This is a genomic window from Terriglobia bacterium (assembly GCA_020072815.1).
Classification (GTDB): Bacteria; Acidobacteriota; Terriglobia; order Terriglobales; family Acidobacteriaceae; genus Angelobacter.
In genome coordinates, this window is sequence record JAIQGE010000017.1 from 95,136 (window position 1) to 111,807 (window position 16,672).

The following is a 16,672-nucleotide window of genomic DNA, read 5'->3' on the forward strand; positions in this document are numbered from 1 at the left end:
GTGTATGACATTTCTTTATACTCCAAATGCGCCAGACTTTCCAACCGGCGATGACGTTCGTAATCGGGCGTTCAGGCCAGGGAAATTGGGCCATCCGGCTCCAAATTTCTCACTTCGCCCGAGATTAGCCCGGCGGGTCAAAAGGGTCTGTGACTACCGTCACTCCTATTTAGGACTAAGGCAGGAGTTAGCGAGTGCGCTGGTGTGCTGGCATTCCGGCCGCCTCCGGGTGAGGGCCGAAATAGCGGTAATGGCCGGTGATGGTCCAATCAAAGAGCACATCTTCCATTTTGGGACCCTGGCCAATGTTGTGGACGACCATGTAGCGCCCGCCCAGCAGCGCCTTGCGGTCCACGACGATGCCGATGTGGGTGAGACCATGGCCCAGGTCCCAGGTGACCAGGTCGCCGGGGTGGTAATCGGCGGCGGTGGCGGTGATCGGCAGAACTTGGCCTTTCCTGCGGAAGAAAACCATCAAATTGGGTACGCGACGGTGGTCAATGTTGGCGTCCGGGTGGTCCAGTCGCCATTTGGCCTTGCCTGGATAGGCGGAAAAGTTCGCCAGCATGTCCTCATGGACTTCTTTTTGCAGGTCAATCCCCAACGCGCGGTAGGAACGGATGACCTCGTCGGTGCAGACGCCGGATTCCGGTGGGACGTCGCCGCCAGGGTAAGAGATGGCCACGTAACCGGGGTCATAGCGGACGATATGTTGCGTGCGTTCGATCGCGGCGTCGGAAAGCTTGTGCAGAAATTCCCGTTGCGAAGCCGCATCCCGGGGTTGCGCCTGCGCAACCGCAACCAGCGCCAGCATGGCGACCACGTTCAATCCTAGAGCCTTGAGCAGCCGCCGCACGTTGGAAAGGCGGCGATGGCGGCGTCCCGGCGCGGCCGGCGTCTGCGTCTCTTCCATCACACGCAACGCGACGCTCAACTTCCTCTTGTCCGCAGCCTGCCGCAGCCAGCTTCGCGTGCTGCGGGCAATGGAGTCCGCGCAGCCTTCATTGCCGCTCTTCAGCACCAGCGCGAACAGGTCGGCGACTACTTCAAAGGGAACATCACGGGGAATCTCCGCGAACAAGCGGTTGGCAAGGTCATGTTCGCCGTACTCGGTCAGCAGTTGCTGCACCAGCACGGGTGCTTCGCGGAAACGGCCGTCGCGTTCCGTGCAGATGGCGGCAATCACTTGAGCTAATACAGGATGCATCACAAAATGCCTTCTGATCTAAAGCTTACTCGTGTCACAGGGTCCCGTGGAAATTACTTGTGCCAGATCTGCCACAATCCTATGACGACAAACGGCAGCATCACCGCCAGCACCCACAGCTTGGCTGTGCCGCGGATCTTCTCTTCTTTTTCCCAGCGAAAGAGCTTGGTCCCTACGGTGAGCCCAACCACCAGGGTGACCAACAGCGCCCCGGCCGCCTCCCACAACTCCCTGGAGGCGAGCCAGCTAAACCCCGCGCCTTTGAGCATGATGTCCTGCATCCCCTGGACCAGGTACCTGGCGGGAATGAACTGGGAAATCACGCTGAAGATCGGGCCGCGGATAGGAAACGTGGCGCCGCTCAGGAACAGCATGGGGAAGTAGAGCAGTTGGACCAGGATTGTCCCTTCCTGCATGGTGTTGGCGACGGACGCGACCACCAAGCCAATTGAACGGAACGTAATCAAGCCCAGGGATATGAACCCTACCAGTGATGCCATGTGGTGGGGCCACGGCATCAGATACCAGTAGTGAGAGAAGGTGAGCAGTACCAGGATGTACGGGAGAAAAATGATCCACCCGGTGACCATGGACGCCACCAGCAACGGCGTGGGCGAAATCGGCGTGACCTTGTAGCGGCGCAGGATATTCAATTCCCGCTCCTGCAAGGCGCGTATTCCGGCGCCAAACAACCCGTTGCCCAGGATGCCCAGCGTCACTGACATGGTGACCACGGTCGTTGCCCTTGCCACATTGCCCTTGGCCTCCATAAAAGTGCCGATGGTAAAAAAGAAAATCAGGGGAAACAGGTAGTTGAAGAAAATCACCGCGCGCAAGCGCAGAGCCAGCTTCAGGTCAATCTTGATAAGCTCAATATAAGGTTTCATTGTTCTTGTCGCTTCGCTCCAAACCGCTTACGTGCCTTGCTCCGCCTCTACCTTTATTCAGCGCCTCATACAGGCGGCTCGGCGCGCGAGCCGGCCTCGCCGCATTGTTTCTCTCGCCGGTTCTTGTCGCTTCGCTCCAAACCGCTTACGTGCCTTGCTCCAACTCTACCGCCGTTCTGCATCTCGCACAGGCGGCTCGGCGCGCGAGCCGGCCTCGCCGCTTTGTCAAGAACCAAGCTAGTTGCCAATTGCGAGCTGCTAGCTGCTTCCTCAGTCCCTCAACTTTTTCCCCGTCAGCTCCACGAACACATCTTCCAGGGTCGGACGCTTCAGGTGCACGTCTTCCAGCGTGATGCTCTGCTGGTCCAGCCATTTCATGATCTCAAACAGCGTCCGCGCCGGACGGCTGGAGTACACGTTGAGCGCGCGCTTGTCTTCTTCCTGGTCCATCTCCACCACGTCCGGCCATGCGGGAAGCGCGGCCAGGTCCAGGGGCTGGGCGGTGATGATCTGTATCCGCGACTGCGACCGGCTCTTCTGCTGCAGTTCGCGCGGCGTACCCAGGGCCACGATCTTGCCTTCGTCCATGATGGCCACGCGGTCACACAGCCTCTCGGCTTCTTCAATATAGTGCGTGGTCAGCACCACGGTGCGATGCTCCGCCTTCATCTCTTCGATGAGCCCGTGGATTTCCAGGCGAATCTGCGGATCAAGCCCGGTGGTGGGTTCGTCCAGGAAGAGCACCTGGGGATCGTTCACCAGGGCCAGCGCCAGGGCCAGCCGCTGCTTCTGTCCTCCGGAAAGCGTTTCGTAATACGCTGCGCGCTTCTCCCACAGTTGCAGGCGTTTGAGCAGCTGCTCTGAGCTGACGCTGCGCGTGTAGAACGAAGCAAACAGGTCAAGCGCTTCCTGGGTACGGATCTTGGCGGGAAGGTTGGTGGCCTGCAGGCAGACGCCGATGCGGTCCTTGAGCTGCTGCTTCTGCCGCTCGGGGTCGAAACCCAGAACAGTGGCGTCGCCCCCGGTGCGGGGACGCAGCCCTTCCAGGATCTCCACCGTGCTGGTCTTGCCGGCGCCGTTCGGCCCCAGGATGCCGAAGACTTCACCGGGGGCGACTTCAAAGTCAATGCCTTTCACGGCTTCTAGCTTGGCGTAATTCTTCGTCAATGAATGAACAGCGATGACCGGCGGTGTGCTCATATGTGTTTCTGCGTGTGTATTACTCGCAGCTTCTCTGTAAGTTACAGGGCCCGTTGCAAGTCAAAACATTCAAAGCTGCCCTGCGACCGGAGGCTGGTGAAATGTGATTCTTTCATTCCCCGGCCCTTTTCGTCGAATGCGAATTCTCGCGTCCGCGCGAATCCCGAGAGATGTTTGCGGGCAAGGCCTTCGAACGCGCGCCTGCTTTGCGCAAATGGCGGCGCCAATTTACCCTTCTTCGCGATAAGATTTGCCCTTCTTTGCAAGCAGTCTGAGGCAAGACTTAAGGGTGGTCCGAATGCTGAAGCAATTCCTCCTCGCACTCATTCCCGCGCTGGCCTCTCAACCGGCTGCCGCCCAGGCGCCCGATCCGCAGTTGCTGGCGGAGATCCAGAAGATCAAAGCCATTGACAACCATTCCCATCCGCCGAAAGTGGTGGCCGCGGGAGAGAAAGACGACGAGTTTGACGCCCTGCCTTGCGATCCCCTGGAACCCAGCATACCCACCACCGTATCGCGCCCGGAGAACCCCCAGTATCTTGCCGCATGGAAGTCGCTCTACGGCTATCCCTACAATGACGCGGCCCCGGAGCACGTAAAAGAACTGCTGGAAGCCCGCCAGAAGATCATGCAGGAACAAGGAGACAACTTTCCCAACTGGGTGCTGGACCAACTGGGCATTGAAACCGAGCTGGCCAATCGGGTGGCCATGGGCCGCGGGTTGCAGCCGCCGCGTTTCCGCTGGGTGCCCTTTGACGACGCGCTGATGCTGCCGCTGAAAAACTCGGAGATCGGCAACGAGACGCCTGACCGCAAGTTTTTTTACCATCAGGAAACTGTGCTGCTCAGGAGGTATCTGGAGTCGCTTGGCTTGGAGACCCTGCCCGCAACCTTGCAGGGCTACACCGCCAAGGTGATCACGCCCATGCTGGAGAAACAAAAGCGCGAAGGCGCGGTGGCCATCAAGTTTGAAGCCGCGTATTTGCGGTCGCTCGACTTTGGCCGCCCTGAGCCGGCCGAGCTGGTGCAAAGAATCTATCTCCACTTTGTCAAAGAAGGCGTGCCGCTGACGGCCGACTACCTTCGCCTGCAGAACTATCTTTTTCGCTACATCGCGCGCGAAGCCGGACGGCTGGGACTGCCCGTCCATCTTCACACCGGCGGCGGTTGCGGCAGCTACTTCATGCTGTCCGGCTCCAACCCTGCCCTGCTGGAATCGGTGCTCAACGATGCCTCGCTGCGCAAGACCAACTTTGTCCTGGTCCACGGCGGCGCCGGGGCTTTTACCAAGAACACGTCCTACCTGCTGATGAAGCCTAACGTGTACGCTGATTTCTCCGAGCAAACCTGGCTGATTCCCACCCGCGCGCTGAGCAAGGTGATCCGCGAATGGCTGGAGTGGTACCCGGAGAAAGTCATGTTCGGCACCGACCTCTACCCCAATACGCCGGAAATCGACTGGGACGTGATCGGCTGGCAGACTACCCAGTCCGGACGCGAAGCCTTGGCCATGGCCCTCACGGCCATGATGCAGGATGGCGAAATCACCCGCGAGCGGGCGCTGGGAATCGCCCACATGGTGCTTCACGACAACGCCGCCAAACTGTATGGCTGGCGACCAGGTATGTAGAACGCATGTCTTGGTCAGATAAGACATGGCGAACACGGTTGGTCCCGGCTCAGACTACCCACCTTTACGCATTGGGCGAGCCACAAATGCACGATCTACCTCGATCGTCTCAATATAAGACGCCTCTTATGCGGGTTTTATGCATTTTTGCACAACTTCTTCCTTGACTTGATTAGAAGAGACTGCAAAACTCACACCTAGCTGGATCAACGTCAAAGTTTGGCTGACCGACCCTCGGCGGCTGGCTTGCAAGAGGACGAAATTCCGGGATTCATAAGAGCTGTTCCGCAGTTTTAAAAGTAAGAGCGCGGTCCACTGAACCGCGCCGGGGCCGAACCCGTGGTAGGTATCGCCCTGAAGGTTCCCAACGGATGAGGTATGCCCCTCTGGCCGGACCCTTTAGGGTGGTTAGGAAAGGGGGACATGTCTCGATGGAGTTCCAGGATAAGGTTCTCAAGTGTGTGGACTGCGGCGCTGACTTCATTTTCACATCCGGTGAGCAGCTTTTCTTCCACGATAAACAATTCAAGAACGAACCCAAACGCTGCAAAAACTGCAAGGGCAAACGCGCCCAGGCGCTAGGTTTGCCGCAGACCGGGCCCACCTTCCAGCGGGTGGAGACCAAGGCCGTTTGCTCCGGTTGCCAGCGTGAGACCACGGTTCCGTTCAAACCCACGCAGGGCCGCCCGGTGTTCTGCCGGGAATGCTTCCAGCAGCGACGAACTGCCGCGGCATCCGCCTAGGAAGTTCATTCCGGTTGCTTACGCGACAAACCGCCCCAGGAATTGGCACCCGCGTCGAGTAGTGTGCCCGAACGCGGCTGTGTCTTCAGCCATCGCTGGCCTGTTGCCTTGTCGCATGAGTGTCTTCGCGCGCGGCCCTCTATAATATTTCCGTGCCTGCATACTTCCTGGAAAACTTTGGCTGCCGCGCAACACAAGCCGACGGCGCCGCCCTGGAACGGCAACTTGCCGGCCATGGGCTCGTCCGCGCCGGCGACGCTGCCGCCGCCGACGTTGTGGTGCTGAACACATGCACCGTGACCGCCGCCGCCGACCAGGACGCGCGCGCGGCCATCCGCCGGGCACATCGTGAAAATCCTTCCGCAAAAATTCTGGTCACCGGATGCTACGCCCAGCGTGCGCCGGAAGAGATCGCAGCCCTGCCCGGAGTCACCTGGGTGGTGGGCAATTCTCATAAGCACGTGGCAGCGGAGATTGCGGCTTCGCCTTTCTTCGCTGGCGATTTCTCTAGCAACGAATTTGCGCCGGGACCGCGGGACTTTGTTTCACTGGAGCAGGTTTCCCTTTCCGCTCCGGCATTTACCCTGATCGGCGACATCTTCGCTCATACTGAGCTCATCGCCACGCCGGTGTTTGTGGCCGATGAGATCGGCGCCAAGACCCGCCCGAACCTGAAAGTCCAGGACGGCTGCGACAATCGCTGCTCATTCTGCATCATTCCCAGCGTGCGCGGGCAAAGCCGTTCGATGAAGCTGGAGCGGGTTGTCGCCGAAGCTAACGCCCTCGTGGCAGCCGGCTATCGCGAGATTGTGCTCAGCGGCATCAATCTGGGGCGCTGGGGCCGTGACTTCTCGCCGCAACTTCGCTTCGAACAACTTCTGCGCGCGCTGCTGGAACACACCGGCATCGCCAAGGTCCGCATCAGCTCGGTCGAGCCCATGGACTGGAGTGACGAACTGATCGAGCTGGTGACCGGTTCGCCGCGCATCGCCAAGCACGCGCACGTGCCGCTGCAATCCGGCAGCGATGCGATTCTGCGGCGGATGCATCGCAAGTACCGCCCGTGGCATTACGCGGAAAAGATCCGCAAAATTCGCGAAGCCATGCCCGATGCGGCCATCGGCGCCGACGTCATGACCGGCTTCCCCGGCGAGACCGACGAACTGTTCGAGGAAAACCGCAGCTTCATCGAGCGTCTGCCGTTTACGTACCTGCACGTATTCACATACTCGTCGCGTCCGGGGACGCCGTCGGCGGCCATGCCGGACCCGGTGCCGGTGCACATCGCGCGCGAGCGCAACCGCGTGCTGCGCGAACTCATCCGCGAGAAGAACCGCGCGTTCCGCCAGAGCTTTGTCGGCCGGACGCTGGAAGTGATCACCTTGCAGGCGGGCGGCGAGAGCTGGACCGAAGCGCTAAGCGACAACTATTTAAAAGTCCGCGTCGCGGGGCGGCACGAGGCAAATCGGATTCTTCAGGCAACGGTAGTGGACGCAGGAACTGACGATCTGATTTGTCACCCATGAAACCCAGCGTGCTGCTCTCCGCATTCCAGTATCGCCCTAAGCTCAGATCAAGCCTTGCCGGCCCCTTTCGCTCCAACTTCAGGAGGACTTATGCTCGAGAGAATCGCCAACGGACGTACCGATCTGGTGTTCGACTATCTGGCGCAAGGCCATGCTGCCAGCTCGACGGACAAGGCGGGGGTGTCCCTGATCAAGTGGTGCGCGTACTACGGCGACGTGAGCGCCATCCGGTTCCTGTTGGCCAACGGCGAGTCTCTACGATCGCTGGGAGAAGACTTGGGACTCAACGGGGCTGCGTTCCACGGGCATTGGCGGCTGTGCGAGTTCCTGATTGAGAACGGGGCGGACGTGAATCATGCCTCGCCGGACAGCGGAGAAACGCCGCTGCATTCGGCCTTATGCAGTGACAAGCGGCCCGGGTGCGGCCTGGTGGTCAAAGTCCTGCTCGCCCACGGCGCCAATCCAAATTGCCGGACCAAGCCATCGGCAGAAACCGGCGGGTTCATGCGGGACGTGAGAACCAGGGCAGAGACTCCTCTGCATCGCGCCGCCGCGTTCGGCCACGAGGAGACCATCCAGCTTCTGCTCGATGCCGGCGCTGTCATTGACGCCAAAGACATGAACGGAGATTCTCCGCTCACCTGGGCGAGTTGGCATCTGCGGCCGACCTCTATTCTTAGGAAGCTTTGTTACGGTGACTTTCGCATTAACCCGGAACGAACCAGCATGGAAAAGTACTTACTTGGGCAGCCAAGCGTTTAATTGAGTGAAGCGACCAAGACTTTAGCCCGCGTCGAGGGCCGCGAAGCCGATTTGCGCGCTGAGCGGCCTGCAACAGGCGCTGAACCAACCGCACCGGAGAAGGCTCGCAAGCGGTGTGGAGCGCAGCGACAGGAATAAGGACCATGCTATACTTTTCACTGTCTTTGCCGCGTGCCGGCTCCGTGGCATTCCCCCACAGAGTAGCGCGGCCAGAGACGCGGATTTGCCCCCATTCGTAGCAATGGGGCCCGGGAGGATGGAATCGACAAAAAGTTTATTCGCATGAATGAGCGCATCCGCGCGCGGGAAATCCGCGTGATCGGCGCGGAAGGCGACCAGCTGGGCATCATGACCCCGTTTGATGCGATCAAGAAGGCCCGCGAACTGAACCTGGACCTGGTGGAGATTTCACCCAACGCGGTTCCTCCCGTGTGCCGCATCATGGACTACGGCAAGTTCCTCTACGAGCAGGAAAAAAAGGAACGCGCGGCCAAAAAGAACCAGAAGCAGATCGTCCTGAAGGAAGTAAAGTTCAGCGTGAACGTGGACGAGCATGATTACGTCACCAAGCGCAATCACGTGCTGCGCTTCCTGGACGACGGCGACAGGGTCAAAGCCAGCCTGCGTTTTCGGGGACGCGAAATGGCCCACCAGAACCTGGGTCGCAACGTGCTGGAGCGATTGATCAAGGAAGTGGGCGAAAAAGGAATTGTGGAGTTCCGTCCGCGCATGGAAGGCAATACCATGCACGCGATCCTGGCGCCGCCCAAGCAAGTACCCGGCAGCAAGAAGCCGGCCGATGCCCACGGACAGGCGTCCGGCGGGAAGAAGCCGCAAGCCAAGCCGCAACCGGCGCCGGAGCAGAAAGTTCAAGCAGCGCCGGCTGAAGGAAGCAAAGCAAGCTCGTAAGAAAAGCAATTAGCAAATAGCAATTGGCAACTGGCAAAAAGCAAGCAGTCAAAGATCAAGGACTCGGAACTCGCGGAGCTCGTCTGCGGCATACTTCAGAAAGAGCAGTTGCCTTGGCCAATCGCTAATTGCCATTTGCTAATTGCTGATTACGGAATAAATCTTTATGCCTAAAATGAAAACGCACAGCGGCGCAGCCAAGCGGTTCAAAAAGACCGCGACCGGCAAGATCAAGCGGGGCAAGGCTTACAAGCGCCATATTCTGACCTCCAAAGGCACCAAGCGGAAGCGCCAGCTCGACACCGACACACTGGTGAGCGATGCCGACGCCCACAAGGTGCGGAGAATGATCCCGTACTAGCCACTAGCTGCTATCAGCTAGCAACTAGCTTTCGGGACAGAACCCGGCCCGCCTGTGATGAACGGTGCAGAGGCCGAGTCTGAAACCAGCGAGTGATCAGGGATTCCAGCATCCTTCCCTGTAGCCGCTACAACCCGCCGGGAAAACCGGCCATGGAAAAAAGGAGCAACTATGCCTCGCGTAAAACGCGGCACAAAACGCCGCCAGCGCCGCAAGAAGATACTGGAGCGCGCCAGTGGTTATTTCCTCACAAAATCAAAACTCTACCGTTCCGCCAAAGAGTCGGTTGAGCGCGGACTGAAGTTCGCCTACACCGGACGCAAGCAGAAGAAGCGCCAGTACCGGGCCATCTGGATCGTGCGCATTGGCGCCGCCGCCAAGGCCAACGGCATCAGCTACAACATGTTCATCAGCGGCCTGAAGAAAGCCGGCGTGGAACTGGACCGCAAAGTCCTGGCGGACATCGCGGTGAATGATCCGGGATCGTTTAGCGTTCTGGTGGAGACGGCCAAGAAAGCCAACACGAAAGCAGCGTAGCCGGGCACTCAGCAATCAGCACTCAGCAATCAGGAAAAGCAAGAACCACAAAGGGCACGAAGTCTCACGAAGGAGTTGTTCGGCATGCAGCCTTTGTGTTCCTTCGTGTCCTTTGTGGTTAGAAGAAGTTGGGCACAGGCAAGAGTGCCTGTGCCACACGATCCAACATGGCGACTTACAGCGTTCCAAAACTCGAGGATTATTCAGCGGCGTCACTGGACAGCGCCGTCCGCGACCTGCTGGCCGCCCTTCGCCAGGAAGCGGAATCCATCGCCAGCGAGAACGACTACAAGAATTTTCGCGACCGCTGGATGGCCCGCAAGAACGGCGTCCTTACCCAGATCAACGATCTTTGGCTGAAAGCCGCTCCGGGTCCGGCGAAACGCGACGTCGGCGCGCGGGTCAATCAGCTCAAGACTGAAGTCGAGCAGACGGTGGACGCGGCGCAGACGCGCATCTCCGGCTCGGCCTCCGCGACGCGTTTGGACGCCGAACGCGTTGACGTCACTCTCCCCGGCATTCGTCGCCCGCTGGGCGCTGAGCACCCCATGCTGGCGACGATGAACGAAGTCGTGAACGTCTTCCGCGCCATGGGCTACTCCGTAGCGGACGGTCCGGAGATCGAGACCGATTACTTCAATTTTGAAGCGCTGAATTTTCCCCCGAACCATCCGGCGCGCGATACGCAGGACACATTGTTCGTCGCCGGGCAGGAGAAGAAGGCGCAGCGCGACCGCCTGCTGCTGCGCACGCACACCTCGCCGGTGCAAATTCGCTCCATGATGGCCACGCCGCCGCCGATCCGCGTGGTGATTCCCGGCAAGGTCCACCGCGCGGACACCGCGGACGCCACCCACTCGCCCATTTTTCACCAGGTGGAGGGCCTGGCCGTGGACACCAACATCACCTTCTGCGACCTGAAGGGCACGCTGGACCACGCCATGAAATCGCTGTTCGGGTCGAACGTAAAGACGCGGTTCTTCCCCTCGTTCTTCCCTTTCACCGAGCCGAGCGCCGACGTGTCCATCACCTGCTTCAAATGCGGCGGCAAAGGCTGCCGCCTGTGCAAGATGAGCGGCTGGATTGAGCTGCTGGGCTGCGGCATGGTGGACCCCAACGTCTTCAAGTTCGTGGAGAGCAACGGTTACGACGCGCAGAAGATCTCGGGCTTCGCCTTCGGCATGGGCGTGGAGCGCATCACCATGCTCAAGTACGGGATTGATGATATTCAGCTGTTCTATCAGGGTGATGTGAGGTTCCTGGAGCAGTTTGCGTGAAGTAGCATTCAGCAGTCAGCACTCAGCATTCAGCCCCGAAGCAGCAATTTGCAATGGCAAGTAAGAGAACACCTTGGAAACACAGAGGAACGGAGGAAGCGGAGGAATTGTTAAGCCTGCGTAAACCAACAATGATTTTCTCCGTGTCTCCGTGCCTCCGTGGTGAGAACTAATGCGTATCGATCCCAAATGGCTGCGCGAATTCGTCGACCTTAAAGTCACCGAAACCCAACTCGCCGACGATCTCACCCTAGCCGGCGTGGCGGTGGAGTCCGTCAAGCAGATCGACGGGAAAATGTTCTTCGAGATGGAGATCGGCACCAATCGTCCCGACGCCATGTGCCACTACGGCGTGGCGCGCGAGTGCTCGGCCATCTATGACCTTGACCTGAAGCCCATCGCGCCCAAGCTCCCAAAAGCCAAGCCCGCGGCCAAGCCGTTCCCGATTGAAATCCAGGACGCCGAAGGCTGCAAGCGCTACACCGCGCGCGTGATTCGCAACGTGAAGATCGCTCCTTCGCCGGAGAAGATCCTCGATCGCCTGAAGATTGACGACCACGGCGGCATCAGCAATGCCGTGGACGCCAGCAACTACACGCTGATGGAGATCGGCCATCCCACGCACGCCTTTGACCTGGACAAGCTGGAAGGCGGCAAGATCATCGTGCGCCGCGCGCGCCACGGCGAATCGCTGAAGACATTGGACGGCGTGGACCGCAAGCTCGAGCCGGAAGACCTGGTCATCGCCGACGCGGTGCGGCCGGTCGCGCTGGCCGGCGTGATGGGCGGACTGGATTCGGCGATATCGGCCACCACGAAAAATATTCTGATCGAATCCGCGTGGTTTGATCCGGCCACCGTCCGCAAAACAGCGCGGCGGCTGGGCATGCACACGGACGCGTCGCACATTTTCGAACGCGGCGCGGACTGGAGTGCCACGTTGCTGGCATGCGATCGCGTAGCCGAGTTGATTCTGGCAACCGCCGGCGGCGAACTCGAAGGCGACGCGGTGGACGCCGTTGCCGGACACATTGTCCGCCATTCACTGTGGCTACGCCACAGCGAAGTACTGCGCCACCTGGGCAAGGACATTCCGACCGATGACATTCGCCGCATGTTCAAGCGGCTGGGATTCGCTCCCTTGAAGAGTCTTGCCGAAGGCGTTTTCAAAGGCGCGGCGTTCCAAACCAAGACCGCCGAGCAAGTGGAGAAGATGCGCGAAGAAGCCAAGGCCGTGGCCGCCAAACTCGGGGTGAAGCTGCCGGAATGGAATTTGAATTTCGAGAAAGACCTGGGTGTTGAATTGCCCACCTGGCGTCTGGATATTGAGCGTGAGATTGATCTGATCGAAGAGATCGCGCGCATTCACGGATACAACAAGTTCGCCAACACGTTGCCTTCGTTCTCCGGCGGCGTGGTGGAGTTACCGCATGCGGCCAAAGAAGCGCGCCTGCGTTCCGAGTTGCTGGCTCTGGGCTACAACGAAGCCGTCTCGCCCACGTTCATTTCGCCGGAGGAAGCGCATGCGTTCGCCCAAGCGACCCCGGTGATGCTGGCCAATCCGCTGAGCGAAGAGCAATCCGCCATGCGGACGTCGCTGGTCCCCGGGATGCTGGCGATGCTGGCATGGAACCTGAATCGCGGGGCGGAGGACGTTCGCCTGTTTGAAACAGGCAATGTGTTCGAACTCAAGGGTGAACGCGCCAACGAAAAAAAGATGATCTGCCTGGGCGCTACCGGCCATGCGCTGGAATCCAGCGTGCACGGCGCGGGCCGGCCGTACTCGTTCTTTGACCTCAAGGGCGACGTGGAAGCCCTGCTGCATTCGTTTGAGATTAGCGCGCTGGCGTTCACGCCGGGCGCGGGAGCTTACTACCATCCGGGGCGTTGCGCCACGGTAACTGCCGACGGCCAGAAAGTAGCCACGCTGGGACAGCTTCACCAGGATGTGGCCGCGGCGCGCAAGCTGAAGCAGGAAATCTACATCGCGGAAATCCATCTGGACGCGCTGTTTGCGCTGGGGCTGCGCGTGGCCCGTTACCAGCCACTCTCAAAATTCCCCGCCGTGGACCGCGATTTCTCTTTCGTCTTTGCCGACGCGATGAGCTTTGAGCAGATTCAGTCCGCCGCGCACGCGCTCAATATCGCGGAGATGCAGAGTTTCATGCCGGCGGAAATTTTTCGCGGAGGCGCCGTGCCGCACGGGAAATACTCCGTCCTGCTGCGGGCGCAGTTCCAGTCGGCGGAGCGCACGCTCAAGGACGACGAAGTGGCGCAATGGTCGGCGCAGATTATCAGGGCGCTGGAAGCCATCGGGGGAAGCCTGCGGAGTTAACGTATGCGTTGGTTGTCTGCGGTTCGCAAGTCGGGCAAGAACCAGGAGACTGTGAGTCCGCGCGTGCAGCCCGTCCTGCAGACGGAGCGGCTGGTGATACGGCCGTTTGTCGCCGCCGATGCGGCGCGCCTCGCTGAACTCGCCGGCACACGCCGCGTGGCTGACACCACGGTGTCCATTCCGCATCCTTACAGCCCGGAACAGGCGCTGGATGACATTCACAAATACAACGAGGAGTTTCAGCTCGGCTCCGGCGCATACTTTGCTATCGCGCTGCGGGAAGCTCCGCAGGACCTGATTGGCGGCGCGCTCATCAAGTCCATTGAGCGTCCGCACGAGCAGGGAGAACTGGGATACTGGATTGACGAAGCCCACAGCGGACTGGGCTACGTGACCGAAGCCGGCCATGCCATGCTGGACTACGCGTTCAACCTGGAAGGCCTGCACCGCGTGTGCGCCTACCACATGGTGCGCAATGCTGCATCCGGCAACGTGCTGGCCCGCCTGGGCATGAGGCAGGAAGGCCGCTTGCGCCACATGGTAAAGAAGTGGGGCGAATATGAAGACGTGCTGCTGTGGGCGATTTTGCGGGAAGAGTTCAAAGGCTAAGGATGTGCGAGAGCCGAAAGAGGTGACGTGCAAATGGAATACCTGATCGGCTTGATACTGGGGTTCGCGACTGTGGCCTTCGCCGCCTCGGTTGGCCTTGATCGGGACCGCGCTTTCTATCCAACCGTGGCCATCGTAGTCGCCTCATATTATGCATTGTTTGCTGTGATGGGAGCTTCCGGGCGGACACTCATCCTTGAAGTCCTTGCGGCCAGCGTGTTCCTTCTCCTTGCGGTTCTAGGCTTCAAAACGAATCCCTGGTTCGTGGCCGCTGCCATTGCCGGACACGGCGTTTTTGACTTCGTGCATCACTTGCTCATCGAAAATCCTGGAGTGCCGCGCTGGTGGCCCGGTTTCTGTTTGACGATTGATGTGACCATCGGCGGATGGGTGGCCCTGCGCCTGATGAGGCGGCCTGGCGTTCTGCCGACGCCGGACGCGCGCAAATAAGGCGACGTTTGGTTCCAACTTCGCTTGAAATTCTTCTGGTTCCCTCTTACCCTACTGCGCATGTTTCTTGGACACTTTGGACTCGCGCTCGCCGCGAAAACGGTTGCTCCGAAGACTTCTTTCGGCACGGCGCTGCTGGCCACCGAATTCGCCGACGTCCTCTGGCCCGCGTTTCTGCTCCTGGGATGGGAGCGGGTGGCCATCGCCCCAGGCATCACCAAGATGACGCCGCTCGACTTTATCTCTTACCCCTGGTCGCACAGCTTGCTCATGGATTTGATATGGGCCGCCGGGTTAGCCGCGGCGTACTTCATCGCCCGGCGCTACCAGGCAGGAACGTGGGTGGTGTTCGCCGGCGTGCTGAGCCACTGGGCGCTGGACTGGGCATCGCACCGTCCGGACATGCCGCTGACGCCGTGGTCGCCACAAAAGTACGGCCTGGGATTGTGGAATTCGGTGGCCGGGACAGTCGTGGTGGAGTTGGCGATGTTCTTCGGCGGGTTGGCGATTTATCTGGGTTGCACCAAATCCAAAGATCGCACCGGACAATTTGCCTTGTGGAGTTTTGTTGCGCTGCTGCTGGTAATCTGGGTGGGCGCAACGTTCGGTCCGCCGCCACCGAACCTGAACGCCATCAAGTTCAGCGGCGTGGCCCTGTGGCTGACGATTCCCTGGGCGTACTGGATTGATAGGAAGAGAGAAAGCAAACCTTGAAACACAGAGAGGAATTTGTTAAATGAGTAACTTGGTAATTTGGTAATTTTCATTTCGGCCGCAGCTTTCTGCTAACTTCTCGATTACGAAATTCCCGATTCGTTTCCCTCCGCTTCCTCCGCTCCTCCGCGTTTCAAAGGTCTTCGTTCGCAGCCGCGTGCTGCCGCCATCCTAGCTAGAGTCCGTTGGAAAAGCCCGTCGCCTTTGGTTACAATCCCTGCCATGCTCTCGCGTCGCTCTTTTTTCAAAGCGGCAGGTGTGTCTGCCGCGGTCGCTGCCACCACCAACTTTCCCGCCGGCATGCTCACCTGGGCGGAACCGGCGCGCGAGCCGCAGCCGGGCGGTCCCATCCTGCTGAACAGCAATGAGAACGCCTACGGGCCGCTGCCGGACGTGCTGACTTTGCCGAATCCGTTTCGCGACGCCAACCGCTATCCGGACTCGAGCGCCGATGCGCTGGTGGCCAAGCTGGCCAAGATGCACAAAGTCAAGCCGGAGCAGATCGTGCTGGGTTGCGGCTCCACGGAGATCCTCAAGCTGGCGGCGGCCGCCTTCACCGGCCCGGGCAGAAAGCTGATCACCGCCAACCCCACGTTTGAAGCGCTGTGGTCGTATGCCCAGGTAACGAAGGCGGAAGTCGCCAAGGTGGACCTGACCACTACGTTCGCGCACCATCTTGCGGCCATGGCCGAGGAAGCGGCGAAGAATGGCGGCCTGGTCTACATATGCAATCCCAACAATCCCACGGCCAGCCTCACGCCGCGGCGCGGCCTGGAAAACTTTATTCGCGAGCTGCCCAAGAACGTTTACGTGCTTATGGATGAGGCTTATCACGATTTTGTCACGGTGTCCGGGGACTACATTTCTTTCATCGACACGCCCATGGACGACGACCGCGTGATTGTGGCCCGCACTTTCTCCAAGATATACGGCATGGCGGGGTTGCGCATGGGTTACGCCGTGGCCACGCCCAAGACAGCCAAGCTGCTGGCAGAGCAAAAACAGCAGGACAGCGTCAACATTTTTGCTCTGCGCTGCGCGCTGAAGTCGCTGGAGAGTGAAGACGATCATCAGATGGCGGTGATGCGCAACGCCAATGACCGCCAGGAATTCATGCTCCAGGCGGCCAAACGCAAGCTGCACGTGATCCCCTCATGGTGCAACTTTGTGATGATGAACACCCAGCGGCCGGTGAAGACGGTGATTGATCACTTTGTGAAGAACAACATCCGCATTGGACGCCCCTTCCCACCGATGGATACGTTCGCCCGCATCTCGCTGGGGACGCCGGAGCAGATGAAGGCCTTCTGGGCGGCCTGGGACAGGTTGCCGAAGGCCTAATTTTCTGTCGCTGCGCTCCAAACCGCTGGCGAGTCTGGCTGCGTGGCTGCTTCCTTCTGCACCTGTTGCAGGCAGCTCGGCGCGCGAGCCGGCCTCGCTGCCAAGTCCTAAAATTAGTCGCTGCGCTTCAAACCGCCGGCGGGTCTGGCTGCGTGGCTGCTTCCTTCTGCACCTGATGCAGGCA

At 59.8% G+C, this 16,672-nt stretch carries 16 protein-coding genes; 13 read left to right on the forward strand and 3 right to left on the reverse strand.

What is annotated here, in order from left to right:
* Positions 1–187: 187 nt before the first annotated feature.
* From LAO20_18995 to LAO20_19005, 3 genes are all read right to left on the reverse strand, one after another.
* Complete coding sequence (locus LAO20_18995) at positions 188–814, reverse strand: DUF1287 domain-containing protein (protein MBZ5533522.1); 627 nt, start codon at positions 812–814, stop codon at positions 188–190.
* A gap of 446 nt (positions 815–1,260) precedes the next feature.
* Positions 1,261–2,094 carry an ABC transporter permease gene (locus LAO20_19000; GenBank protein ID MBZ5533523.1) on the reverse strand — a complete coding sequence of 278 codons (834 nt, stop codon included), beginning with the start codon at positions 2,092–2,094 and terminating at the stop codon, positions 1,261–1,263.
* 270 nt (positions 2,095–2,364) lie between these two features.
* A complete protein-coding gene (locus LAO20_19005) occupies positions 2,365–3,294 on the reverse strand; it encodes an ABC transporter ATP-binding protein (GenBank protein ID MBZ5533524.1) in 930 nt (309 codons plus the stop codon).
* 298 nt (positions 3,295–3,592) lie between these two features.
* Between LAO20_19005 and LAO20_19010 the strand changes: the two genes are divergently transcribed.
* The 13 genes from LAO20_19010 (at position 3,593) to LAO20_19070 (ending at position 16,488) form a co-directional block, all read left to right on the forward strand.
* Positions 3,593–4,924 (forward strand): amidohydrolase family protein, encoded by a 1,332-nt coding sequence (locus LAO20_19010; GenBank protein ID MBZ5533525.1) that lies wholly within the window; start codon positions 3,593–3,595, stop codon positions 4,922–4,924.
* Positions 4,925–5,355: 431 nt separating this feature from the next.
* Positions 5,356–5,667 (forward strand): zinc-ribbon domain containing protein, encoded by a 312-nt coding sequence (locus LAO20_19015; protein MBZ5533526.1) that lies wholly within the window; start codon positions 5,356–5,358, stop codon positions 5,665–5,667.
* Between the two features lie 152 nt (positions 5,668–5,819).
* On the forward strand, positions 5,820–7,193 hold the full coding sequence (gene mtaB / locus LAO20_19020; GenBank protein MBZ5533527.1) for a tRNA (N(6)-L-threonylcarbamoyladenosine(37)-C(2))-methylthiotransferase MtaB: 1,374 nt from the start codon (positions 5,820–5,822) through the stop codon (positions 7,191–7,193).
* Positions 7,194–7,283: 90 nt separating this feature from the next.
* Entirely contained in the window at positions 7,284–7,955 is a 672-nt protein-coding gene (locus LAO20_19025; GenBank protein MBZ5533528.1) for an ankyrin repeat domain-containing protein, read from the forward strand.
* 282 nt (positions 7,956–8,237) lie between these two features.
* Positions 8,238–8,864, forward strand: coding sequence for a translation initiation factor IF-3 (gene infC / locus LAO20_19030; GenBank protein ID MBZ5533529.1), 627 nt, complete (start codon positions 8,238–8,240; stop codon positions 8,862–8,864).
* Between the two features lie 166 nt (positions 8,865–9,030).
* Positions 9,031–9,225, forward strand: a complete 195-nt coding sequence (gene rpmI / locus LAO20_19035) for a 50S ribosomal protein L35 (GenBank protein ID MBZ5533530.1) — start codon at positions 9,031–9,033, stop codon at positions 9,223–9,225.
* Positions 9,226–9,396: 171 nt separating this feature from the next.
* Complete coding sequence (gene rplT, locus LAO20_19040) at positions 9,397–9,762, forward strand: 50S ribosomal protein L20 (GenBank protein MBZ5533531.1); 366 nt, start codon at positions 9,397–9,399, stop codon at positions 9,760–9,762.
* A 167-nt stretch (positions 9,763–9,929) separates the two neighbouring features.
* Complete coding sequence (gene pheS, locus LAO20_19045) at positions 9,930–11,039, forward strand: phenylalanine--tRNA ligase subunit alpha (protein MBZ5533532.1); 1,110 nt, start codon at positions 9,930–9,932, stop codon at positions 11,037–11,039.
* Between the two features lie 172 nt (positions 11,040–11,211).
* The gene (locus LAO20_19050; GenBank protein MBZ5533533.1) at positions 11,212–13,374 is read left to right on the forward strand and encodes a phenylalanine--tRNA ligase subunit beta; all 2,163 of its coding nucleotides are present in this window, start codon (positions 11,212–11,214) and stop codon (positions 13,372–13,374) included.
* Between the two features lie 3 nt (positions 13,375–13,377).
* On the forward strand, positions 13,378–13,983 hold the full coding sequence (locus tag LAO20_19055) for a GNAT family N-acetyltransferase (protein MBZ5533534.1): 606 nt from the start codon (positions 13,378–13,380) through the stop codon (positions 13,981–13,983).
* 33 nt (positions 13,984–14,016) lie between these two features.
* Positions 14,017–14,433 (forward strand): hypothetical protein, encoded by a 417-nt coding sequence (locus tag LAO20_19060; GenBank protein MBZ5533535.1) that lies wholly within the window; start codon positions 14,017–14,019, stop codon positions 14,431–14,433.
* Positions 14,434–14,493: 60 nt separating this feature from the next.
* Positions 14,494–15,147, forward strand: a complete 654-nt coding sequence (locus LAO20_19065; protein ID MBZ5533536.1) for a metal-dependent hydrolase — start codon at positions 14,494–14,496, stop codon at positions 15,145–15,147.
* A gap of 258 nt (positions 15,148–15,405) precedes the next feature.
* Entirely contained in the window at positions 15,406–16,488 is a 1,083-nt protein-coding gene (locus tag LAO20_19070; GenBank protein ID MBZ5533537.1) for an aminotransferase class I/II-fold pyridoxal phosphate-dependent enzyme, read from the forward strand.
* Positions 16,489–16,672 lie beyond the last annotated feature (184 nt).